The organism is Brevibacillus brevis (assembly GCF_022026395.1).
Classification (GTDB): domain Bacteria; phylum Bacillota; class Bacilli; order Brevibacillales; family Brevibacillaceae; genus Brevibacillus.
The window spans coordinates 1,202,137-1,225,489 of sequence record NZ_CP041767.1 but is presented as its reverse complement, the minus strand read 5'-3'; the positions used below and the strand labels follow the sequence as shown (position 1 = coordinate 1,225,489).

Below are 23,353 nucleotides of genomic sequence, written 5' to 3'. Positions count from 1 at the left end.
ATATGGTATCACATCTATACAGCAAAACGCCCTGCTCGTTTGCAAGAGACAGGGCGCTTCGTTTGTTTTCGGACACAGATTAATAGGTAAATTTATTGAGCAATACTTTCAGCTCTTCCGCCAGTGACGACAAGGATTGAGCGGAGGATGAGATCTCTTGCATGGAGGCGAGCTGCTCCTCGGTAGAGGCTGCTACTTCCTCGGCTGTTTCGGCGTTGCTTTTCGCGATGGTGACGAGCACATTGGCTGTCGCAGTTACTTCCTGAACAGCAGCCAAGATTTGCTGTGCGATCAAGGATACTTCTGCGATATGTGGGTTGGTCATTCTGGTGCTTTCCATAATGCCTTCAAACTTGTGAATCGTCTCCTCTGAAACGTTCAAGCCTGCTTCAACATCCAGTCTGACTTTTTCCATGTTGTCGACGGATTGCTTAGTTTCCCGTTGAATCTCTGTGATCAATTCAGAAATTTGCTTAGCCGACAATTGTGATTGCTCAGCCAACAGTCGCACCTCTGTAGCTACAACCGCAAAGCCTTTGCCATGCTCACCAGCCCGTGCCGCTTCAATCGCTGCATTCAATGCCAGCAAATTCGTCTGCTGGGCAATCCCGCTGATGACATCTGAGATCGTCCCAATTTCTTTCGAACGATCATAGAGCGATTTGGTCATGCGATCAGACTGTTCTACTGATTCATGAATCGACTTCATTTGACTCATGACTTGTTCGACAAAGCTGCCACCTTCTTCTGCCTGAACCGTCGTTTGCTGAGCAGTATCCGACAACACATTGACACTCTCTACAATCCGTGTGACCCCTTCCGCAATTTCCTGCAGTGAGCGCACATTTTGGTCGATTCCGCTTGTTTGTTGTTCCGCGCTACCAGCTACCTCCTGAACAGCAGTCGTTACATGCTCGGTTGCAATACTCGTCTGCTGCGCGCTCGCAGTCAATTGCTCCGAAGACGCGGCTACTTGCTCTGCTCTAGTCTCGACATCTGAGATGAGCGCCCGCAGGTTATCCTGCATCGTATTAAACGCATGGCCGAGCTCACCGATTTCATCAGTTGACCGTACTTTAATCGGGTCAGTCAAATTACCTTGGCTCACTCTAACCGCATGTACCTTCACGTCCTGAATGGACCGGAGAAGAGAACGCAGTACAGCTGCTACAATGAGTGCTCCCAGCAGCAAGCAGATCGTAATCGTCCAAAACGTTTGCGCGAAAATCGGCTGTGCAGCATCCTCAACCTCTGACAAGTACATCGAACCAGCAATTTTCCAGCCAGTAGCCGGATTCGTTACATAGTAAATCTGTTTCGGGATGCTTTGCTCCTCGTAATTGAAATGACCTGTTTCTCCTTGGTACAAGTTGTCGTAAAAACTCTCTTGTGCCACAGTTCCTGCCTGATTTTCCGGGTGGACGACATACTTCTTATTGCTGTCCACTACGATGACATCTCCGTCCGAACCGATGCTGACTGAGTTTGCCAGTTGTTTGATCTGCTCAATCCCAACTGTAATGCAGATAACCCCAGCGCCATCCTCCGTCGTTCTTGCTACCGCTACTAAAACCTCACCTGATACCGCCGAAATATATGGGTCCGTAACGACGACAGTTCCCTTGTTTTCCATCGCTCTCTTGTACCAGTCTCTCGTACGCGGATCAAACCCTGCCTGTACTTCTTGCTTGGGAGCGCGGAAGTATTGTCCGTCAACTGTTCCCAAACTGATACTGGACACGTCCGCATGCATACCCATATACATATCCAAATGGTGCATGATTTCTTTTTGAACATCAGTTGATTTCACGCCAGGTGTGATATCTTTTGCCAAATAGTCAGCATCCTTCTTTTTGCCCTCAAACGTACTGCTGACGATGGAGTTGACCAAATCGACGTTTTCGTTGGCACTATCCAAGATCTGTTTGGCAATTTCTTGTTTCGCTTGATTGTAAGCCAGGCTTCCAACGACAAGGGAAGGGACTAACAAAATCAAGAGAAATGTGATTATGAGTTTGGTTCGATAGCTTCGAAACCAATTTCGCAAGTCAACTTTCACTTCATTTCATCTTCTTTCTAAGTTGTATTTAGGGAAACGTTTCATGTTGGTGAAGTCCTAATTTTTTATATCGGTAACGAAGGTTGGTTAATTAAGCAAAAAATATATAGAACTGTAATAGGTATAAAAAAGCGGGGCCTATACCGCCCCCAAGGCCATAGAAAAACCGCCCTGCTTACGTATGATAGACAGGACGGTCGGTATTGACTGCTATTTAGTAGCGAAATTTATTGTAAGTTACTTCAAACGCGCTTCATTTTCGCTAAACGGATAAACTGTTCGTCACGTACACGCAGCTTTTCTGAGACAGATGCATCCTTATACGAGTAAATCCCTGCGCCCGTCTTGGTGCCGAGATTGCCTTCTGCTACTCGTTCCTCAATGATGGCGGGTGCTTTTGTCGAGCCATTCAGCTCTGGCGCCAGGTTATCTATCACGCGCTTCCACGTATCGAGTCCACCTAAATCCGCCGTCTCAATAGGCCCGACAAAAGCCCAACGAAAGCCAATTCCGTTCTTCATTACCATATCGATCTGGGCTGCATCTGCCACACCTTCTGCGAGCAAATGAAAAGCTTCTCTCATCAAAGCTGTTTGCAGCCGATTGGCGATAAAACCCGGTACATCCTTTTTCAACAAAACCGGAGACTTCCCGATCTCTTCCATCAGTTGTATCGTTTTTTGAACCACTTCCTCCGCGGTCTTCTCGTGCCTGACTACCTCGACCAACGGAACCAATTGGGCTGGATTGAAAAAATGTGTAATGATAAAGCGCTGAGGCGTGGTTGCTTTTTCGATCAGTCGCGCAATCGAAAACGTAGACGTATTGGAAGCAATAATCGCATCTGGTCTCGCGTATTGCTCCAGCTTTTCAAACAGCTCCCACTTTAGCTCGATGACTTCTGGTACCGCTTCTGTGATGATTTCAGCAGCAGATACTGCCTCTTGCAAATCCGTGGTCAGGACGATTTGCTCGAGCGCTGCTACTTTAGACTCGTCTGCAATCACTCCCTCTGCAACCAGAAGGGAAAGGCTGTGCTCAATGCTAGCTCTTGCTTTCAGCAAAAACTCTTCCTGCAAATCGTAAAGAGAAACACGAAATCCAGCCAACGCGAATAGCTGCGCGATTCCATGTCCCATAACACCTGATCCGATGACAGCCGCATGCTTTTCCATAGAAAGAGCCCCCCAGGGTGAATTAGGTTTACTTACTAAGCTTTCCACGATGAAATACCTAGTTCCTGCCCAATAAACTCCTACTACTTTTATCGAAATTCATTCCTATGGCGCTTGTTGGCAGGAATAAAGTTTTGTACTATTAAAAAACGTTTAGTAAACCCAGTTATTGGAATGGACGTTTTATATACGGAGGCACACATGAAACTACTGAATAAAATCGTGGTCATCACAGGAGCCAGTCAAGGATTGGGCCTTGAGATGGCAAATGTTTTGGCAAAAGAAGGAGCGATCGTTTGGGCAACCTCTCGAACCGCGCCACATCCGAACGAAATTGCACAAGCTGAGCCGGGAAGTGTGACGAATGTACAGCTAGACGTGACCGACGAGCAAAGTGTCCTTGCCTTATTTGCGCAAGTACAAAGGTTATACGGACGTTTAGATGTCCTTGTCAACAATGCAGGAGTCGGCGTGTTTAAACCTGTCGAACAAACAAGCGTAGATGAATGGGAGCATGTTTTTCGCACCAATGTAACTGGACTCTTTCTTTGCAGCCGCGAAGGATACAAGGTAATGAAAGCTCACGGAGGCCGTATCATCAATATCTCTAGTGTCTCAGGGTATATTCCCATTGCAGAAAACGGTGTTTATGGAGCTTCGAAATTTGCCGTCCAAGGCTTTTCCCAAATTTGCAATGAAGAATGGAAAAACGACAATGTAAGAGTCTCCACCATTTTTCCCGGTGCCGTTCATACAAACATGACGGAGGAGCGGCATTTTTTTGATCCGAGTGCGATGCTCGTACCAAAAGATGTGGCGGATACCGTGTTAGATATCGCCTCCCGTCCGCTCCACGTTCGAATCGATGAAGTCAAAATCCTTCCGCCTAAAGGCGTTCTCTAAATGACAGATGAATAAGGAGAGTTTACAAATGCACCAAGTAGCAATCATCACAGGAGCAGGCAATGGGATCGGGGCAGCAGCCGCAAAGCTTTTGGCTCAGCATGGGGTACGCGTCGCTGTTCTTGATGTACAAGAAGAAAAGGCACAGCTAGTCGCCAAAGAAATTAATCAGGCAGGCGGTCAGGCCTTGTCTATTCGCTGTGATGTCGGTCAACGAACGCAAGTAGAAGAAGCCATCCAGCTAGTAGAATCGCATTTCGGAGATATCACTATCTTGGTCAACAATGCCGGAGTTGGCGGTCCATTCCACCGAGTCGACGAAGTCTCCGATGAAGAGTGGGATTGGATCATGAATACCAACTTGAAGAGTGTATTCCTATTTTGCAGAAACCTGCTGCCCAAGATGAAAGATAGGAGCTACGGGAGGATCGTAAACATCGCTTCCATTCAGGGCTTGCTAGGCTCTGCACATTCATCCACCTACGTCGCTTCCAAGCATGGCATGATCGGTTATACAAAAACAATTGCTGCGGAATGGGGAGAGCATGGAATTACTTGCAATGCCATCTGTCCCGGATATGTGGATACCGCAATGGGCGTACGTCCGGAGGATATTTCGGATTACATGAATCGGGTCATCGCCAAAAGCCCGGTGAAACGGGTAGCTCAGCCGATGGAAATCGCCCAGATGATTTATCATCTCGCCGGGCCGCATAGCGGGTACATCAATGGAGCGAGCATCACCATGGACGGCGGGATCAGCAGTCATATTGGAATTACGGATCAGTTGTCCTAGTTCGGACACGTAGAAAAGGCCGCACGCTCGGTTAGTTTCCACCGGGCATGCGGCCTTTCTTTCCTCCACCCTTATAGTCCAAATAAGTCATCCAGAGAACCACCACGACTGTGATGCATACCGAAACCTTTTTACTTATTCCCATGCTTACGTCAAGATCAAAAAAACTGAATGCAAGCAGCCCAAGAAGTATAACCAAGAGAATTTTTTTGATAATATCACCTCATTCATCAGTCTTCTTCCTTATATTAATGGTAATTGTTTGAAATTCACACAAAAAATTCAACCCATTTTCAAATAATTAGTGTAAATACCAATCCGAAGTCTGGCAACTTTCTTAGACCACCTCATATGTTATTGCAGGAGGTGGTCTAAGTGGCTAACAGATGTCTTTGTCGAGGCAATAGATGCACGATCTTTTGCAGATGTGGATGCAGGCGAAGAAGGAAAATAGCAGCGAATTAGGAGGATTATATGCTATTCCTAAACATGATTTTTCTCAGTTTAGTGACGGTTAGCAGTATCCTTTATACCTACAAAAATCGGTCCGAGCTTGCCTGTATGGATGGCATGATCATCGCTGTCGCAATTGGTATGGTGGTTGGGTTTATCTCGGGGAAAATGATCTCTCTTACCGCTTCTATTGAAGGAGTAATAGCTGGAGTAATGGGCGGGTTGATGTCACCTATGCTAGGTGCCATGCTTTCTCATCCCTTGGGGCTTATCTGGTTTCTCGACTTTGCCTACATCTTTGTTTTCATCCTGATTGTTTTCCTAGTAAAAGAAGCAAGGCAAGCCTTTTTGGAAGAAGCGATCGAGGTTGAGAAAAAAACAAGCAGTTTATCTTGAAACTCCTTAAAAATACGGATGCTCTCGCTACTTTGCGAGCTTTTTCCACCTCTTCAGGATTGAATAGTTGGTAGTTAACGTTTTAAAGCATTTTCATTCCACGTGTACTTAATAAGCGGTTCGGACACATAGAAAAAGCCGCGCGCTCGGTTAGCTTCCACCGGGCATGCGGCCTTTTCCCTATAAAAAGCGGCGATGCACTTTCTTGCCATCGTACGTAAACAACACTTGTCGATCCTCCACCATCGATTCCAGGTGAACGGATTTTCCCCACATGGTATAGATGTAAGGCAATGTTTTTTCTACGTATTTGACGTCCAGCTCCAGCCCCTCGAAATGATGCTTCAAGTACAACTCGCCGGAGCGTAAGTAATCCCCATCGTGCACGAGTACATAAGGGAACCCCCCGTTAACCCGTGTGCCCGCCAGACCATCGCGTACCTTCTCCCACTGCTTTTCCGCGACGACCCAATCGTTGCCCTGCTTGCCGAACATATACAAATCCAGATCACTGACGAGATCCTTGGTCAGGAAGTTGCGAATGAAGCTGATGTCGGACTCCAGTTCGCGCACCTCGAAAATTTTCGCGCGTCCCTCTCCTGGCTTGCGTCCGAAACGCTCCTGTTCCTCCTTCGTCGGATTATCCCAGCGCTTTTCAATGTCCTCCAAAATTTTCAGACCCAAATGATACGGATTAATGCTCGTCGTCGAAGGCTGAATGACGGAGGAATGCAGCTTGGCAAACTCGATCGTCTCCGATTCTGTCAGCTCCATTTCCCGCAGGATGCGCATATGCCAGTAGGTAGCCCAGCCTTCGTTCATGATCTTCGTCTCCATCTGCGGCCAGAAATACAGCATCTCATCCCGAATGATCGTCAGTACATCCCGCTGCCAATCGTCCAGGATATTGCTGTATTCCATAATGAACAGCAACAGGTCTTTTTCCGGCTCCGGCGGGAATTTGCGTGGTGCTTTTACCGGCTCGGCTTCCTCTTTTGCTTTGCGGTCCAGTCCCCAGAGATCGTCATAAGGGGAGTGCCGTTCGTTCTTCGTCTTTTTGTTCGACTCCTCTGGCTCTCGTTTCCAACGCAGCTTCGGACGCAGCAAGCTCGGATCGATGTGCTCCTGAATCGCCAAGCTCGCATCGAGCAAATTCTCCACAGCTTCCTTGCCATACTCGATCTCATACTGGCGAATCCGCTCTCCGCTGGCCGCCATGCTTTCGACCATATCCCGATTGGTGTTGGAGAAGCGCACATTGTTTTTGAAAAAGTCGCAGTGAGCAAGGACGTGAGCCACAATGAGCTTGTTTTGAATCAAGGAATTTCCATCCAAAAGAAATGCGTAACAAGGATTGGAGTTGATGACAAGCTCGTAGATTTTGCTCAGATTCAGGTCATACTGCAATTTCATCCTGTAAAAGGACTTCCCAAAACTCCAGTGCGAGAATCGTGTGGGCATTCCATACGCGCCAAATGTATAAATGATGTCAGACGGGCATATCTCGTATCGCATCGGGTAAAAATCGAGATTGAACCCTTTGGCGATCTCGGTAATTTCGTCAATGGATCGCTCCAGTTCTTTTCGCTCGTCGTTGGTCAAATCGTTTCGCCTCCCCCTTTTGCCGTCGGTCTACTTTATGTATATGGGGGAGCGCGCCAAAAGACGCCAGCCTTTCGAAGAAAAAAGGCATCTCCGACTGGAGACACCCTTGATTTGTTTTTTGTCCTACCTTCTTAGCCTTGGAACCAGTCGCGTACACCAGAATAAATAAGAGCTCCCGCGAATACGACCACAGTGATCAGACCAACTCCATCCACCACCGGGTCCAACCCAGTTAGGAAGGAACCTTCCAGCGGCGCTTTCAACAATGCGTAGCCACCAAGAAGCCCTCCTACGTTGGAAATCCATTTGTTCATATTACGTCACCTCCCGTCGCAGTAGCCTGTAAGCGTTGCCACTGCGATACTTTACTCTATGTAGGAGGTTGACAAGCGGCTTGTATGGTAGTCCAAGGCGTGTTCACCAAATTACAATTGGGCAATGTCTACCTTTTTACGATAAAATAGAGGTCGGACAGATGTACAGGTTATGCGAAAAAAGGAGTGACGCACTCATGAAGCTGTTTTTGATGCTAGGCAGTATCAGTGGATTTCTTTCGGTTGCGTTGGGAGCATTCGGGGCACATGCACTGAAGGAAAAGCTGGACGAATATTCGCTGGGCATTTTCCATACGGGCGTGACCTATCAGACGACACATGCGCTGGCTCTCGTGCTGGTTGCTCTATTGCTCAAGTGGTACCCGGATTCTTCTGGCCTCGTCTGGGCAGGCTGGTGCTTTGCAGCCGGAACCGTGATCTTCTCCGGCAGTCTCTACACGCTGGCGATGACTGGTATTAAGGTTCTCGGTGCGATTACGCCGATTGGCGGAGTTTTGTTCCTCGCTGGCTGGGCGCTGCTTGCCATTCATGCCTGGAAAACGGTGTCGTAAACGAAAGAGTTCATATGCTTGCAAAAGGTTGGGATCTTGCTCCCAGCCTTTTTTCTATGCAAAAAATCGAAAGCCAGTTGTGTCGATTCTCCAACGCTTGACGTCTAATTCTGTTGAAGAAGGGAGGGAGAAAATGGAATCTACACCTTTTGATGAGAAGTACTGGATTTCGCGTGCCAAAGAAAATCGAGAGGACTTTGCTCCTATTTATGATCATTATGTAAAGCGAATTTACCGTTATTTTTCATTCAAAGTGGGGAAATTGCTAGCCGAGGATCTGACACAGCAAACCTTCTTAAAAGCAATGAGTCGGCTTGACAGCTTTCGGGAAGAGTCGCTTTTTTTCACCTGGCTGTTTCAGATTGCCAAGTACACGCTCATGGACGAACAACGCAAGCAAAAGCGGCGCCCGAGAGAATGTGAGCTTGATTCTCTCTCTGCCAATTCGTCTGCCTGCTATTCAGAGTATGCAACCACTCAACTTGATTTAACTTCTGCCCTACAGCAAATCAATGAGATCGAACGGGAAATTATCATGCTTAGATTTTTCGGTGAATGTACCTTTGCCGAGATCGCACAAATCATGCAAATGGGCGAAAGTGCCGTAAAAAATCGCCTGTATCGCGCCTTAGAAAAGGTAAAAGGAAATCTACGAGGATCGGAGGATTCTTATGAAGCGCAATTCAGACGAGATTGTTTCTGAACAAATCGAGAGCTTTGCCAAGTGGCTGGAGGCGCCTCACTCGGAGTTGCGCAACGGGGCTCTGGCCTATGACGCATCTGAGCTTATTGACATCGTCAAACAGCTTGAACGAGAAAACGGAATACACACCCCGGACGAAGAAACCGTAGCACGGATGAAAAGCAATTTATTCACAACCATGCCACAAGAGCAGTCATCCGGTTCCCGTATCCGCATGAAAAAGATTTTCATGGCCTCTGCTAGCGTTGCGTCCTTCCTGCTTTTCACCCTCCTGGCGCTCGGATTTTCCTCACCCACATGGGCAGAAAAGTTGAAGCATGTACCGGTCATCAGCTCTGTCTTTGAACTGTTTCAAGAAGATGCTCTACAAATCGCCAACGAAAAAGGGCTAATTACCGCAGTCAACCAAAGCGCAGTGGTCAATGGCATTACGATAACGGTCAACGAAGTATTTTACGATGGGATACAATTGAGTATTGGCTATTTGATTCAGATACCCAAAACGACCGAAAAATCAGCCGCCAAGGAAATCGCAGAAAGAATCGTGCTAAAGGATTTTACCTTGGCTGAGCCCATCGATAGCACTGGAGCTGGCTGGAGCAGTAAGGTCAAACAGATGGAGGATTATTTGTTTGCAGGTGTTACTTCCATTACCCTCAATGGAACTTGGCCCGATCAGTTTACGATGCAGGCGCAGTTATATGACTATCAAAATGCACAAAGCACATGGAACCTGAAACTTCCCGTTGTAAAGCAGTTTGCGAAGATTGACAGTAAGACCCTCACGCCTAACATCAGCCAAACCTTGCGGAGTAATTTTGCTTTTCAAGTCAAAGAGGTTACACTCACGCCGGTATCCACAACGGTTGTACTAAAAGAAATTCCGCCTGACGACAAACTATATGAGCCTTCGTATACTCTCCTCGATCCCAATGGTAAGGAAATTCATATTGAGGAGGAAAGCACTGATTACGACGAGAATGGGATTTCGCGAAAATTTATCGTTTCCTTCAAGGAAAAACCCGCTTACATCCATTTAATCCCGCATATGAACGGGGAAGCAGAACCGGATAAAGCAGTAAAAATTTCGTTACAGTAAAGGAGATCGACCATGAAAATACAACCTTTTCAAGCAATCGGCAGTTTATTGTTGGCAGCTGTTATCGGTTTGTCAGGAGTCGCGACTGTAAGTTCGGGGCATGCTCCCGCCGCGCAGCCAAGTGATGCAAGCAAGCAGGAATCATTACCTGCTCTCGTAGAGGCCAGTTTTCAAAAGCTGCTTGAAGTGGAGCCCTCGCTGAAAACGTGGAAAATCATGGGGATACATAAGTCTCCCCTGTCTATGTCAGGAGACATTCGGGGAGTATGGACGATTACCCTGCATGAGACAGGGAATGCAACGGATAGAGGGAAACGTTTTGCCGAAATGCAATTCGACAGCACGACAGGCATTTTGCTGCACTATCATGGTGGTCCCTTTCCCGCAGCGAAAGTAGCGTCCCGCCAAAAGGATTACTACCAGCAACGTGGACAAGAGCTTATGAACCAAATACTTGGCAGCGAAAATACGAAGCAGTTTAAAACCGTTAGCAACCAATTCATTGAAACAGGAGATACGAACGGATTTACACGAGAGCTAGGCGGGATTACTTTTAAAGCTGAGAAGGAGCAAATTGAACTGTCCATCGACTCAGACGGCCGCCTGGAGCAATACCATCGCGTTCGTCTTCCTAGCCAGAAAAAGTAATCCATTTCAAACTCGTTCAGACACCAGCTACAATGGTGTCTGTTTTTTTGCTTCCTGACACCCTCCATGGACGATTGCCATATGCTGTAGGGTTAGCAGTTACCCCACTCACAAGGAGAGGAAATCATGACGAAGCCCTCCTATACTCGCCCCTCGTACTTTTTTGGCGGAATACCGGATGTCTACATGCAGATGGGGTACTATCCCTTTCCCACTCCTTCTGCTACGGAACAGCTGAGCCGGAGTGTTCACATTCCGTATGCAATGTCGATGGCGGATCAATGCAAATACTTCATGGGGCAGTCGGATAAAATCACAGTGAGCGATGGAGCTCACGGGATCGCTGCCTTGTCGAACCCTTTACGCTCTGGCGTTCATTTATTTGTCAACCACTGGATGATCACGAATCCATCCCCGCACCCGATAGAAGCACATTTCTTGTTTGGCAAAGCCTCCTCAATCACAGGTACGACTCTCTCACGTCAAGTGACTTCCGGCTATGTTCAACTCCCGTCTTGTCCCACCGCCCAAGGGCAACTTTTGCATGGCACTGGTATGGCGGATACACTCTCTGATCACATTCATACCTCCACGCGAATCATTCCGGCCTCCTCCACCGTTGAGGCGACCCCTGGCGGACAGTGGATTCTCGGACCTGGAATGGCTCTCATCGCTCGCGTTCCAAACGCAGGTGAGAAGACATCCTTTTACTTTTCAATAGACTGGTGGGAACAACCCGTATATGGGTAGCTCTCGCCGGAATCCTTGGCGGACAAGTCTAACCGCAACAAAAAAGGGAACCCCCAAAGGAGTTCCCTGTCATTTCACTTTGCATTTTTCCTATACCATGTTGAAAAGCCAATTATCACATGATAAAATGAGAATTGGTCTGTCGGTCAATCGATAATATGTAGCTATTTTATCTCCAATATAATAGTATCACATTCACTTTCGATTGTCAAACCTTCAGGTCAAAAAATGGGGAACGAAAAAGGAGCGGTACCATGAGCGTGACTGATCAAGATAGGCAAAACGAACAACAACGTGTTGAACAAGTCATCTCAGAGATAAAGAACCGAATAGATGACCTCAAAGAGCATGTGAATGTCGTGAGCGAGGATATCATCGGAATTCGCAAGCATTTTTGGGACGACGTGACAGTCAACTTCGAAGATGCGATCGAAGCTGTCGAGACTTACGCCAGTATCAAGCAGCAAGCGGAAGTCCTGTCCGAGCGTGAACGCATCCATCGCCATGCCCAAAATCAGTTGCGTACGCTGCAGCGATTGTTGCACTCTCCCTATTTTGGCAGGATTGATTTTCAAGAAGAGCTGGAATCGAAGCCAGAAGCCATCTATCTCGGCATTGCTTCTTTGCTGGATAAAAACGACGAGGAGTTTCTCGTCTATGACTGGCGCGCTCCGATTTCCAGTCTTTATTACGACTATTCGCCGGGGCCAGCAACGTACAATACCCCGAGCGGAAGCGTTAATGGAGAGATTACGTGCAAAAGACAATACATCATTCGCGACGGCAAATTGCTGCATCTGTTTGATACGGGCGTGACGATTGGCGACGAACTGCTTCAGGAGGTACTCGGCAAACAGGCTGATTCGCAGATGAAAAGCATCGTGGCCACGATCCAACGGGATCAAAACCGCATCATCCGAAATGAACGTAGCCGACTCGTCATCGTCTCCGGAGCTGCCGGCAGCGGAAAAACTTCTGCGGCCTTGCAACGAATCGCTTATTTGCTATACCGTTATCGCAAGACATTGACGGCAGAGCAAATCGTCTTGTTTTCGCCCAACTCTTTGTTTAACAGCTACGTCTCGACCGTTCTTCCTGAGCTCGGCGAGGAAAATATGCAGCAAACGACTTTTCAGGAATACGCGGAGCATCGTCTCGGTGACGAATTCCGCCTGGAAAACCCGCTTGAACAGATGGAGTATGTACTGACAGCAAGTGATCAGTCAGGATACGAGGCGCGGCTGGAAGGAATCCGTTTCAAATCAAGCTCCTTGTTTTTACAGGCCATGGATAAATACGCGAATAGCCTGAAGCAATCTGGTATCATGTTTCGCCCCGTTATATTTAGAAACCAGACTCTGATCAGTGCGGCTCACATCCATGAGCTGTTTTATTCTCTCGATACGAGTCTGCCAATCCCCAATCGGATGGTACTCGTTGCGAAATCACTGCTGACAGAGCTGAAAAAACTGGAACAGCGCGAACGCTCAAAACCATGGGTAGAAGATGAAATGGAGCTGCTAGACCGAGACGCTTACGTGGCTGCCTATCAATCGCTGCGCCGCAAAAAGCAGTTTCGGGAGGATACCTTTGATGACTTCGAACGCGAGCAGGAGCTCTTAGCCAACTGGATCGTCAAAAAACAGTTTCAGCCTCTGCGCGATTTTATCCGGGAACTCCAATTTATTGATACTCGCGCTATTTACCGCCAGCTCTTCTTGTCACCTGACTTGCTCGGGACGCTTGCTCCAAATACTCTCCAACATGATGGATTAGACAAGTGGCCCACAGTGTGCGAACAGACAGCAGATCGTTTAGAGCAACAGTATTTGGCATGTGAAGATATCCCTCCTTATTTGTATTTGCAGGAACGATTGGAGGGCAAGCAGACGAACAACCTCGTCCGTCATGTCTTTCTCGATGAAGCCCAGGACTACTCCGCCTTTCAGTTTGCTCTCATCAAAAGCTTGTTTCCCCGTGCCAAAATGACCGTGCTGGGAGACTGGAATCAGGCGATTTACGCCCATGCGTATCACCAGAATAGCTTTGATGCTGTCACATCCCTGTTTGAGCCTGAAGAGACGGAGACCTTCGTCCTGACCAAAAGCTACCGCTCCACCTATCCCATCGTCTTGTTTACACGACAACTGCTACGAGATGGGGATATGATTGAGCCTTTTATGCGTGAAGGTCGCTTGCCAACGCTAACCAAAGTGACATCACCTCAAGCTCATACCGACCAAATCGAAGCACGCATACGTGAGCTCACAGATCGCGGTCATCAAACGATCGCTGTTATCACAAAAACACTAGAGGAAGCCCAAGTCGTTCATGACGCTTTGCAGGAGAAATTGCCAATTCGCCTGATCAAGCCCGCTACTCTTTCCTTTGAAAAAGGAATCTTGATCATACCCTCTTACTTGGCAAAAGGGGTGGAGTTCGATTCGGTCATCCTTTATGATGCTTCCGCTGCATGCTACGGCGAAGAAAGTGAACGCAAGCTTTTTTACACGGCATGTACACGAGCCATGCACGAGCTGCACCTATACTATTCGGGTGAAAAAAGTCCGTTTTTAGATAACGTTTCTCCTGCGTATTACGAGCTGTTTGTTTAAAAAAGAGATCCAGCTGACCACTTACTGGTTCAGCCGGATCTCTTTTTCACCTTTTTAGCCCCACACAAATCGTGACAAGCAACAGGATCAAATCCATCTCATAACCGCCGACAAAGCCTTTCGCCCATTTCACTGTCACAATCGCACCTGCCATGATCGCAGCTAATCCCCAGGCAGCATATCTCGCCCCGACTCCGATGATCAGAGCGAGACCGCCGATCAATTCTACGATCAAAACCACATACGCCAGCCACCCCGGCAAACCGAGATCACCAAACGTCGTCACAACAGCAGCCATCCCTTTTTGAAGTTTGGCTATGCCATGGATGAAAAACAAGATTCCCGTCGCGATCCGCAATAAAACAAACGCTTTTTCGTAAGCCATCTTCTCTTTTTCTCCCTCCCCTCCACCACTACCTTATGCCCACTTGCGTACAATCAGTCTTGTGCTCTTCGGCGGGACAACAGCTCAAAGCTTTGGTGCTTGCAACGAGGGCAGCCGCGTTTTTTCAATTGTTCAATCGTCACTATTTTTGCCTGTGCCCCTACCTGGATTGATCTTTTGCAGCGCTTGCATTGATACTCACGCTTGGAAGGAGTCTCTTCGCCTGTGTACAGCGACTCCAGAAATGGATGCTTGATCGTCGGAGCCGTCAGCTCTGTTGTGGTAAGCACGATCATCTGTCCCTTGTTTCCAATCATTTGCGCCGCTTCGTATTCATTGAAATGACTGAGTACCTCTCGTACGGTCAAGCCTGCCCGCACGAACTCCCGTTGCATATTCAGCGTGAAATCAGGCGATTTATGTGCAAAGGACAGGAAGATAGACAGTCCTTTTTGCTTTTGCAGCCCGCTAATTCCGCGGGATAAAAACAGAGCCATTCCTTGCAGCGTGTAAGGTGGATCAGTAAAAAAGCAATCGTAGCCACCCTGCAGCTTCTTCGGCAGCGGATGCCGCAAATCAGCCTGATGGCAGGCTACGGACAATGCATTTTGCTTTGACACATCCGTAATGTACTGGAGAAAGCGTTCATCGATATCGACTACGTCAATTTGCTCTGGACGTTGTTGATTCCCTGGAAACAAGCGCTTGAGCAAAAGCCCCAGTGAGATGCTGACCAAATCATCATCCCCGACGCATAATATTTTTTTGCCCACCAAACTTTGATGCCGCAAGCATAAGATTGCCCTGCGCAAGCTCGTCTCGACTGTGCATTTGGACTGATCGATCTGTACATCGACTTGCGGACGCCCAGCAAAAATCGTCTCCATCTCCGCTTGCAAGTCAGCCAGTTCTGTTTTCCAAGCTTCATCGTCTCTCATCAGCTTTTCGTACAGCTCTCGATCCAGCCCACCATACCCTAGCTTTTGTTCAATGAACGCCTCCCCTTCTGAGGTGCATCTCACCCCGCTCCCCTGCTGTATGGCACCTGCCTTGATCAGCTCTTTTTTGATCGCAGTCGCCACAGGTACAGGCAAGAGTACCTTTCTCGCCAGCTCTTTCGTAGGCAAACCCGGCTGAAAATAACACGCAAGCAAAAATTGTTCGATCACTCGTTGTCCTTCTTGTAAACGGACTTTTTTATAGGTGTCTTCGATATAATTTTTCATGTAGAGAACCTCTTTTCAAAAGGGATGGACCCATCGATGCCATGCAAAAAGGCAGAGCATGAACATTCGTTCATCTCCGCCTTGAGGGCATACGTTCGCTACGTGCGCGTGGATAGTCACGCAAAAAAACCGTGCGTAAGAGCACGGTTCCCGTAGTCGAGCAAATGGGTAGATGGATGACCGTAAGTTCTTAACTAATCAAGGCCTCCCTTTTTCCATAGCAAATAAGCCGACATGAAATGTGGTTTTTGCCAAAATACTGGGAGTACCCTATCCAGTTGCTTAGTTAAGAACACACACCGACATCAAAACGTCCCCTTTTGAAAAAGATACTTTCCATTATACGGCAATCGCAATCAATCGGCAAGAAGCTACATGGAAGTCTCTACAATTGCATTTCTGGGCTGCTTCCGCTTTTCATGCAAGCTGCGCCCCAGCCAATAAAAGATCAAGCTGACCAGCGCCAATACTGCCATGACCATAAACATCACAGGGCCACCATATGCGGTGAGCACCATACCACCTGCCCATGGTCCAAGAAAACTGCCGAGCATCGTTGCGCTTTGTGCCCCGTAGTAAGTCCCTCTCATATTCGCGGGACTGATCTCGTCGATTTGCGCATACTCCGCCGGTATGATCAAGATTTCCCCAAGCGTAAAAACGATCATCGCTGTAATAAACCACGTCCAATCTGGCGAAAAAGCAAAGCCGACCTCTCCTATGGCCATCAATACAGCACCGCCTGCTATCCTCGCAAACAAGGAAAAACGCTCAACCAGCCTCGTTAAAGGAATTTGCAAAAGCAGGACAGTAAATCCGTTGACGCTCATCAAGGTTCCAAACAAGGCGACTCCCTCCGAAAAGTTTTCCCGCAAGTATTGGGAGAGAGTAACAGACATCTGACCGTACACTGTCACTAACAGGATTCCGCCTGTAACAAAGGTAAGAAGAACGACATCCCTTCTGAGTACTTGCCAGATCTCACCCAAACTGGCTCTCTCTACCTCTCCGTTCCCCCCACCGTCATCAGTGACGCCACATCTTCGACATGCCACTAATAAAATGACGGCAAAGCTCACCAAAGACACCGCAGTCAGAATAAACGCCAGATTGCTGCCGGAAATCCCCAAAAAAGCACCGAGCATAGGACCAATCGCGAAACCTAGATTGTTCGCAAGATAGCGATTCGAGAACACACGAAAACGTTTATGCTCAGGGGTCAAGTCTCCCATCAGCGCTTTTGAAACCGTCGCAAAAATAGATGCCGCCAATCCCATAACCAAACTGATTAACAGCAAACTGATCGGATGAGCCACTGTAATGAAGCCGATCATCGAGCACGCCATAGCAAGCAAGGAAAAGAACATCAGCTTTTGTCTGCCAAACAAATCCGAGAGAATCCCGCCAACAAATCCCCCTACTGTTCCAGCCAAAGGACCTGCCCCGATAATCAGTCCAATATAGGCGTGAGAGAGCTTCGTCGTTTCACCGAGATAGATGGCCAGAAAAGGGATACTCATCGATTGGGTGAGCTGAACGAACACCGTCCCTGCCATCAACAGATGAACAATCGGGTGGTACGCCTCCCACACTTGCCTCATTTTGCTCATACTGCTCATTCTGATTCAACCTACCCTCTCAACAAAATCATGCTATTTTCAAAAGCAAAATTACTCTGATGTATGGAAGAAGGAACGAAGCAAGACCGGGAGACGCTCGACAAAGGCTTCTCGCAGACTGTAGTAGGAAACCGTCGTACTTCCTGTGTAATGAGCACGAATCAGTCCCGCTCTGCGCAACGCGGTTACATGATGATGGACGGTGCTTTTTGCTAAGGATACTTGCTTCTGTAGTTCCCCGAGAGTGCACGTCTTTTTTGCCAGGCAGCGCAAGATTTGCAGGCGCTTCTCATCAGCCAGGCACTGTGTGATGGGCAACAGCTCGAGGATCGGCTGTGGTTTGGCTGTTGCCGCATCTTTAACAGGGTACATACAAGTGGCAAGCCCCCGATAAAAGTCGAGGACAGAAGAATGGGCACAATGGTATTGCGGGATCAGAACAACCTCTCGCAAATCTGCCATCGGCTCAATCCAAATGCCGTTCGTAACATGATCGACCAAATCAATTGGAGGCGTTTCTTTGGCGCGGACTGTCAGCTCATCAGCGCTCCGTTGCAAACTCTCCAAAATGCGTGGGTCCACCTTCGAAAAATAATGGTCATTCCACTGGGTAAGCAACAATAGGCTGCGATCACGGATTTCCCCCAAGTTCAGCGGGATCGTCTCCACCCATGGCGCGAGACGCTCATAAATTTCACCGGGAGGAATGCTTTCCAGCCACCCAAGAAATTCTTCAACGGATTTGGTCTGGGGTGATTGCGCTACTAGCAGCACCAAGCGGTGAAGTACTTCCCAGCGTTCATCTGCGAGTTCATCTGCAAAAGACGCCGGGAGCTTTTGTTTTGTCTCCTCAAACCAAGCCGTACCAAGCAAACAATGCTTGCGCTCCTTTTCGTGAATGTAAGTGTAGAGGCTAATGATACATTCATACGCAGGAGACCATTCTACTCTGATCGAATACAATCCATTCATTCTATCACCATCGAACATTTAGTTTTTTTCAGTGTATCACTCTTGTTAGATTTTGCCTAGCGCCATTTCGTTAGAATAGCTATAAAGGTCCTTAATGGGGTCAACATAGTGGAGGAGAAGAAAAAGCACAGTGCTCTTCGACTCTGACACGCCAGCAGGGGGGATTCACTGTCCGTCTCCACTTCCAAAAGGGGAGGCGTTGTCAAGGTCTACGAGCCCTGTGCTTTTTCTTCTTACCAGCTTTGTTGGTTTATCGATACCACTTAAACCTTTGGCAAAAGCTTTACTGAAACAATGTAAGAGGCAGACGCTGAGGTGCCTTGTTCACACAAAAAAAGTAAGCCCCCAGCTTCACTAACTGACGAGGCTTACCTATACTAGCTTCCCTTATACAAACGGCGGGTCCCACGCTTTTTTTCGCCAACCCAACCGATGATTAACGACGTTCAAATCACGATCCAAGACAACATCTACGCCAAAAGGCAGCTTGCGGTTGTACCAAAAGCGCACATCGCTCCATGTGACTTCGTAACCGTCGGCAATCTCCTTCCACGTGACGTGGATTCGTTGAGCAAATCCGAGAAAAGCACGAACACCATCCACACCGACAGTAGCCTGAATGATTGCATCACGCTGCTGCTTCGGATACATATCCTCCACTATTACGCGTGCATACTCGATTCTCCCTGTGTAAAACCGTTCTTCCGTCTCTACGACGAATCGCCAGTGAAAAGGATGTATGCTCGGGAAGACATGGGATATGCCGCTTGTTTCCAATGCCCTTGCTACCCGTCTGACGTTACGGTGATGCTGCCAAGCCCGCACGCCAATATACACGAGCGTCATGCCATATGCTACCGGAAACAGCACGCTGGGATCTCCTCTAAAAGCTATCCACCATATCGCCGCTGCCAGATGGATCGCGAACACCAGTGGCTCAAAAATCGCAAGTACATCCAAATGCACCCAGCGCCTGCTAATAGGGCGAATACACTGGACTCCATAGGCGTTTAGCATATCGAGAAAAACATGCAGCACAACAGCCAACAGCGTCCATCCGTACAAAATCCCGAGCTGCCCCATGAGACCAAACCCCCAGGCAAGAGGAAGACTGATAATGAGGGGCCATAGAAACAAGGCGGGAATCGAATGGGTAATTCCCCGATGAAAGCGAATGTAAAAAGAAATACCGCGAAGTCTGGCCACAGTGTCGAAATCCGGGGCATGAGAACCCACTACCGTTGCGACCATCAGCGCCTGAGCAAGCGCCGGATCATGCGCCACTGCCGGCGTGATATGAGCTAACCCCGCCAGTGTGACACCCAACAAAAGATGACTACCAGTGTCCATTACGATGCCTCCCTTTACAAGTACTCCCTCCCCTTTTACTGTACGAAAAAATAGCGAGGATTCTATAAACCGCAGGTAAATGTTATCCGAAGATTTCTTCTGCAACATTAACAATCTCTCAACGAAAAAGCAGCCTGTCAGAATAGTGACAGACTGCTTGGTACTTATTTATTCGTGAATTTATGCTTCTTCTGTCAGGCGCAGGAATTCGTCGATGTCTGCCACAGCCAGATCAACAGCTTTTTGCCAGAACTCAACTGTCGTCATATCCTCACCGAGATGCTTCTTCGCCAAGTCTTCCACCATCAGGCGGCCCGTATCTTGGAGCAGTGCATCGTATTTCGGCGCGAAGCTCTCACCTTCTTCGAGCGCACGCGCATAGACACTCATGCTGAACAAGTACCCGAATGTGTACGGGAAGTTGTAGAACGGATACGACGTGATGTAGAAATGCAGCTTGGATGCCCAGAAGTGCGGCTCATAATCTGCCAAAGCGCCGTTGTACGCTTGCTTTTGCGCCTCTTCCATGATTCGGTCGAGATCAGCCGCGCTAACGAGACCTTCTTTGCGCTTCTCGTAGAAATTTTTCTCGAAAATAAAGCGAGCGTGGATGTTCATGAAAAACGCAACGATGGATTGCAGCTTATCTTCCAACAGCACCAGTTTCTCATCGTCATTCGCTGCATTTTTCACAGCAGCGTCAGCGAGGATCATCTCTGCGAAGGTCGATGCTGTTTCCGCTACGTTCATCGCATAGTTTTGGTTAAGGGCTGGCAAATCCCACATGACTTGCTGGTGATACGCATGCCCCAGCTCATGTGCCAGTGTGGATACATTGCTTGCGCTTCCCGCATGCGTCATGAACACGCGGGACTGCTTGCTGACTGGGAAGCTCGTGCAGAATCCGCCTGGGCGCTTGCCAGGACGATCTTCTGCCTCGATCCACCCCTCATCGAATGCCTTTTGCGCAAACTCAGCCATGCTCGGATTAAAACGATTGAAGTGCTCAACGATCAGCGCAGCCGCTTCATCGTAAGACACTTCTTTATGTACCTTGCCGACTGGAGCTCCTACATCGTACCAGCTCAGCTTGTCTACCCCGAGGAGCTTTGCCTTGCGCTCCAGGTAGGCAACCAGACGATCCTTGCGATTGTCGATGGCCTGCCACATCGCGTCGAGTGTTTTTTCCTGCATCCGTCCAATATCCAACGGTTCACGCAGGACGGAATCCCAGCCGCGATGACGATACAGAGAGAGACGGAAACCACCCAAGTGATTCAGCGCCTGCGCGCACAACTCCGTTTCCTTGCCCCAAGCTTCTTTCCACTTTTCAAAAACCTGGGCACGAACAGCACGGTCAGGACTGCTCATCAGGTTAGAAGCTTGCCCGACGGACATCTGCTTCGTCTCGCCATTGACCTCAACCTCAATACTCATTCGTCCCACGACAGCATTGTACAAATCTTGCCAAGCGTGATACCCGTCTACGGCTAAATCGTTTGCCAGCACTTCTTGTTCAGGCGACAGCTTTTCCTGTGCACGGCGGCGGCGCTCATTCAGCACAAAAGCAAGAGGTTGCAAGTCTTCGTCTGCCAACAGATTCTCCCATGCAGCCTCGTCGATAGCCAGCAGTTGCTCTTCCCAGCGCGTCAATACTGCACCAAACGCAGCCGAGATACTCTTTACACGACCACCCAGCAGCTTGGCTGGCTCATCCTTTACATTTTGAGCAGTCAGGCAGGAAATAAATGCACCTGCTTGTCTCACACGGACTGCAATGCTTTGAACATGAGTGATCACTTCCTTGAAAGCGACTGTTTCATGCAAACCAGCGCCAGATTGCTCGAAACGCGCTTTTAGGTTCGCAATATCCCCTTCCACAGTCCCTAAAAACGCTCGAAAATCCTCTGATTCACTGCCACCAGGAAAAATTGCATCCATATCCCAGCGTTGTGGCAATGCTTTTGTCATATGTACCCCTCCTCAAAAAACTCCTTCGATAAAAATATTTCTATAATAAGGTAGCTATTCCCTCCCCATTTATTCATATCGTTAGAAAAGCGACTGCCATATAAGCAGTCGCCAACTTTTCACACCTATTGAACAGGGATCGAAAACGTCTCCCCTTGTTTTTCAACAACGATCCTATCCCTCTCGTCCCCCGCTGCTGCCAACAAACGCTCGAACGGCTCATCAACTGGCTCACGCGAGAGCACAAACGTATTCCAGTGAATAGGCACCAGCCACTTGGCTTTGGTCTCCTTGAACATCTGCCATGCTTGCTCTGGCGTACAATGCGCGGCTTGATAAGAGTCCGGCTTGTAGGCGCCGATCGGCATGAACACCAGATCAATAGGCCCGAATTGCTTCGGCAAATTTTCCATGGAGATATAAGCCGTATCGCCTGGATAGAGGATACGCACGCCATTTTTCTCAATCATATAGCCGTTGTAGCCATACTCATGATTCCATGGAAAGCGGTTGCCCCAGTGTCGGACAGGAATCGCCGTAATCGTCATTCCTTCTTTGGTTGTAATGACTTCTCCCGGCTGCATTTCCTCATATGAACCAAATGGCATATGCTTGAACAGTTTGCTCGTCTGGTGCGCTGTAATGACATGTGTGGAGCGATTCGCTAATTTCTGCAAGGTAGGCAGATCGACATGATCCAAATGGGCATGCGAGAGCAAAATGATATCTACCTCACCAATTTCAGCAAAGTCGAGGGCAGGAGGCGTAAAGCGTTTGGGACCAAAATGGACACCCGCAAGCTTAATCCCGAGCTTCTCGCCCAAAACCGGATCCGTCAGTATTTTCGTACCAAACATATTCAACAGAATCGTCGAGTGGCCGATCCATGTAAATGTAACCTCATCATGACTCCAGTCGGCAGGCATTGGCTTTTTCGTGTCCAGATGACGAAACTCCGGCTTCGGAAGCTGTCCCATATGGTACCAGTAGCGGTAAGCCACATAGCCAATCAATCCGAGCGTGAGTACCCCCACTACGAAGCCGACCCATGTAAAAAAGTTGAGCATCAGACAACTCCCTTTATCCATCTGTGATTTCCCCATTATAGCAAAAGGCATTATTGCTGTAGCAAGCCTAAAAAAGCGGCAAACTGCTTTTTACGCTTGCTTACTTCCTCTTGCCGGGCTTGCTATAATTGCTAGAGAAAAACGTAGAGAATCGAGGAGAAACCCATGATCCTGCACAAGGGAGAAGTCCTGTTTCGACAAGGAGAAACAGGACCGCTCTATCATCTGAAGAGCGGTCTGTTAAAAATCGTTCGGGTACATGCAGACGGAGCATTGACGCTGGTCAACATCATCGTTCCAGATGAGATCATTCCGCATCATTCATTGATGAGCCCGAATCCCTATTACGGGACAGCAATCGCTCTCGTGACCTGTGAGATCGAAGTGCTGTCTGCCCCGGATTGGTATCGCCATCTGGATGACAATCCTGAAAAGTGTCGTGATATCGCGCTACAGCTGCAAGGGAAGCTACGGATGATGCAGCAGCGTATCGACCAACTGACCGAAGTCTCTCCTGCTGAAAAGCTTCGCAAGCTCCAGCTTTGGTTTCAGTCATTCATCCCTGTCGCCTCGCTTTCGGAGTTACTGACTCAGGATGAAATTGGTCAACTCATCGGGCTTCGCCGCGAGACGGTAAATCGACTGCTGCGGGCTCAAGCTGCGAATCGCGAGTAA

Annotated in this window: 21 protein-coding genes; 10 read left to right on the top strand and 11 right to left on the bottom strand. The window is 48.3% G+C overall.

All coding sequences use genetic code 11. From position 1 onward, the window contains the following. Positions 1-79: 79 nt before the first annotated feature. Positions 80-2,059 (bottom strand): methyl-accepting chemotaxis protein, encoded by a 1,980-nt coding sequence (locus tag FO446_RS06290; protein WP_237900127.1) that lies wholly within the window; start codon positions 2,057-2,059, stop codon positions 80-82. A 242-nt stretch (positions 2,060-2,301) separates the two neighbouring features. After that, complete coding sequence (locus FO446_RS06285) at positions 2,302-3,234, bottom strand: 3-hydroxyacyl-CoA dehydrogenase family protein (RefSeq protein WP_173609028.1); 933 nt, start codon at positions 3,232-3,234, stop codon at positions 2,302-2,304. A gap of 201 nt (positions 3,235-3,435) precedes the next feature. Here FO446_RS06285 and FO446_RS06280 point away from each other — a divergent pair, with 201 nt between their 5' ends. From FO446_RS06280 to FO446_RS06270, 3 genes are all read left to right on the top strand, one after another. Continuing rightward, positions 3,436-4,137: an SDR family oxidoreductase gene (locus tag FO446_RS06280; protein ID WP_173609029.1), complete on the top strand. Its 702-nt coding sequence runs from the start codon at positions 3,436-3,438 to the stop codon at positions 4,135-4,137. 28 nt (positions 4,138-4,165) lie between these two features. Continuing rightward, on the top strand, positions 4,166-4,933 hold the full coding sequence (locus FO446_RS06275) for an SDR family NAD(P)-dependent oxidoreductase (RefSeq protein WP_237900126.1): 768 nt from the start codon (positions 4,166-4,168) through the stop codon (positions 4,931-4,933). Between the two features lie 474 nt (positions 4,934-5,407). After that, positions 5,408-5,782, top strand: a complete 375-nt coding sequence (locus FO446_RS06270) for a hypothetical protein (protein ID WP_237900125.1) — start codon at positions 5,408-5,410, stop codon at positions 5,780-5,782. A 180-nt stretch (positions 5,783-5,962) separates the two neighbouring features. Here FO446_RS06270 and FO446_RS06265 read toward each other — a convergent pair whose 3' ends face one another. Both FO446_RS06265 and FO446_RS06260 read right to left on the bottom strand, forming a co-directional pair. Further along, a complete protein-coding gene (locus FO446_RS06265) occupies positions 5,963-7,384 on the bottom strand; it encodes a SpoVR family protein (RefSeq protein ID WP_237900124.1) in 1,422 nt (473 codons plus the stop codon). 134 nt (positions 7,385-7,518) lie between these two features. After that, a complete protein-coding gene (locus FO446_RS06260; protein ID WP_173609033.1) occupies positions 7,519-7,701 on the bottom strand; it encodes a hypothetical protein in 183 nt (60 codons plus the stop codon). A 197-nt stretch (positions 7,702-7,898) separates the two neighbouring features. Between FO446_RS06260 and FO446_RS06255 the strand changes: the two genes are divergently transcribed. From FO446_RS06255 to helD, 6 genes are all read left to right on the top strand, one after another. Next, on the top strand, positions 7,899-8,273 hold the full coding sequence (locus FO446_RS06255) for a DUF423 domain-containing protein (RefSeq protein ID WP_173609034.1): 375 nt from the start codon (positions 7,899-7,901) through the stop codon (positions 8,271-8,273). Positions 8,274-8,406: 133 nt separating this feature from the next. Beyond that, a complete protein-coding gene (locus tag FO446_RS06250; protein WP_173609035.1) occupies positions 8,407-8,976 on the top strand; it encodes an RNA polymerase sigma factor in 570 nt (189 codons plus the stop codon). Beyond that, entirely contained in the window at positions 8,945-10,075 is a 1,131-nt protein-coding gene (locus tag FO446_RS06245) for a DUF4179 domain-containing protein (RefSeq protein ID WP_173609036.1), read from the top strand. The genes FO446_RS06250 and FO446_RS06245 overlap by 32 nt, the downstream gene beginning before the upstream one ends. Before the next feature lie 12 nt (positions 10,076-10,087). Then, complete coding sequence (locus FO446_RS06240; protein ID WP_173609037.1) at positions 10,088-10,723, top strand: hypothetical protein; 636 nt, start codon at positions 10,088-10,090, stop codon at positions 10,721-10,723. A 126-nt stretch (positions 10,724-10,849) separates the two neighbouring features. After that, on the top strand, positions 10,850-11,473 hold the full coding sequence (locus FO446_RS06235) for a DUF6143 family protein (RefSeq protein ID WP_237900122.1): 624 nt from the start codon (positions 10,850-10,852) through the stop codon (positions 11,471-11,473). Positions 11,474-11,727: 254 nt separating this feature from the next. Further along, on the top strand, positions 11,728-14,088 hold the full coding sequence (gene helD, locus FO446_RS06230) for an RNA polymerase recycling motor HelD (protein ID WP_237900121.1): 2,361 nt from the start codon (positions 11,728-11,730) through the stop codon (positions 14,086-14,088). Between the two features lie 46 nt (positions 14,089-14,134). Here helD and FO446_RS06225 read toward each other — a convergent pair whose 3' ends face one another. The 7 genes from FO446_RS06225 to FO446_RS06195 form a co-directional block, all read right to left on the bottom strand. Beyond that, positions 14,135-14,473: a DoxX family protein gene (locus FO446_RS06225; protein ID WP_237900120.1), complete on the bottom strand. Its 339-nt coding sequence runs from the start codon at positions 14,471-14,473 to the stop codon at positions 14,135-14,137. 53 nt (positions 14,474-14,526) lie between these two features. Continuing rightward, positions 14,527-15,699, bottom strand: a complete 1,173-nt coding sequence (locus FO446_RS06220; RefSeq protein ID WP_237900119.1) for a bis-aminopropyl spermidine synthase family protein — start codon at positions 15,697-15,699, stop codon at positions 14,527-14,529. Positions 15,700-16,070: 371 nt separating this feature from the next. Then, entirely contained in the window at positions 16,071-17,309 is a 1,239-nt protein-coding gene (locus FO446_RS06215) for an MDR family MFS transporter (protein ID WP_173609148.1), read from the bottom strand. A gap of 60 nt (positions 17,310-17,369) precedes the next feature. Beyond that, positions 17,370-18,290 (bottom strand): ArsR/SmtB family transcription factor, encoded by a 921-nt coding sequence (locus FO446_RS06210; RefSeq protein ID WP_173609042.1) that lies wholly within the window; start codon positions 18,288-18,290, stop codon positions 17,370-17,372. A gap of 387 nt (positions 18,291-18,677) precedes the next feature. Then, positions 18,678-19,640: a metal-dependent hydrolase gene (locus FO446_RS06205; protein ID WP_173609043.1), complete on the bottom strand. Its 963-nt coding sequence runs from the start codon at positions 19,638-19,640 to the stop codon at positions 18,678-18,680. 180 nt (positions 19,641-19,820) lie between these two features. Beyond that, on the bottom strand, positions 19,821-21,611 hold the full coding sequence (locus FO446_RS06200; protein WP_237900118.1) for a M3 family oligoendopeptidase: 1,791 nt from the start codon (positions 21,609-21,611) through the stop codon (positions 19,821-19,823). Between the two features lie 125 nt (positions 21,612-21,736). Next, entirely contained in the window at positions 21,737-22,678 is a 942-nt protein-coding gene (locus tag FO446_RS06195; RefSeq protein WP_221867770.1) for an MBL fold metallo-hydrolase, read from the bottom strand. A 165-nt stretch (positions 22,679-22,843) separates the two neighbouring features. Between FO446_RS06195 and FO446_RS06190 the strand changes: the two genes are divergently transcribed. Beyond that, on the top strand, positions 22,844-23,353 hold the full coding sequence (locus FO446_RS06190; RefSeq protein ID WP_173609045.1) for a Crp/Fnr family transcriptional regulator: 510 nt from the start codon (positions 22,844-22,846) through the stop codon (positions 23,351-23,353).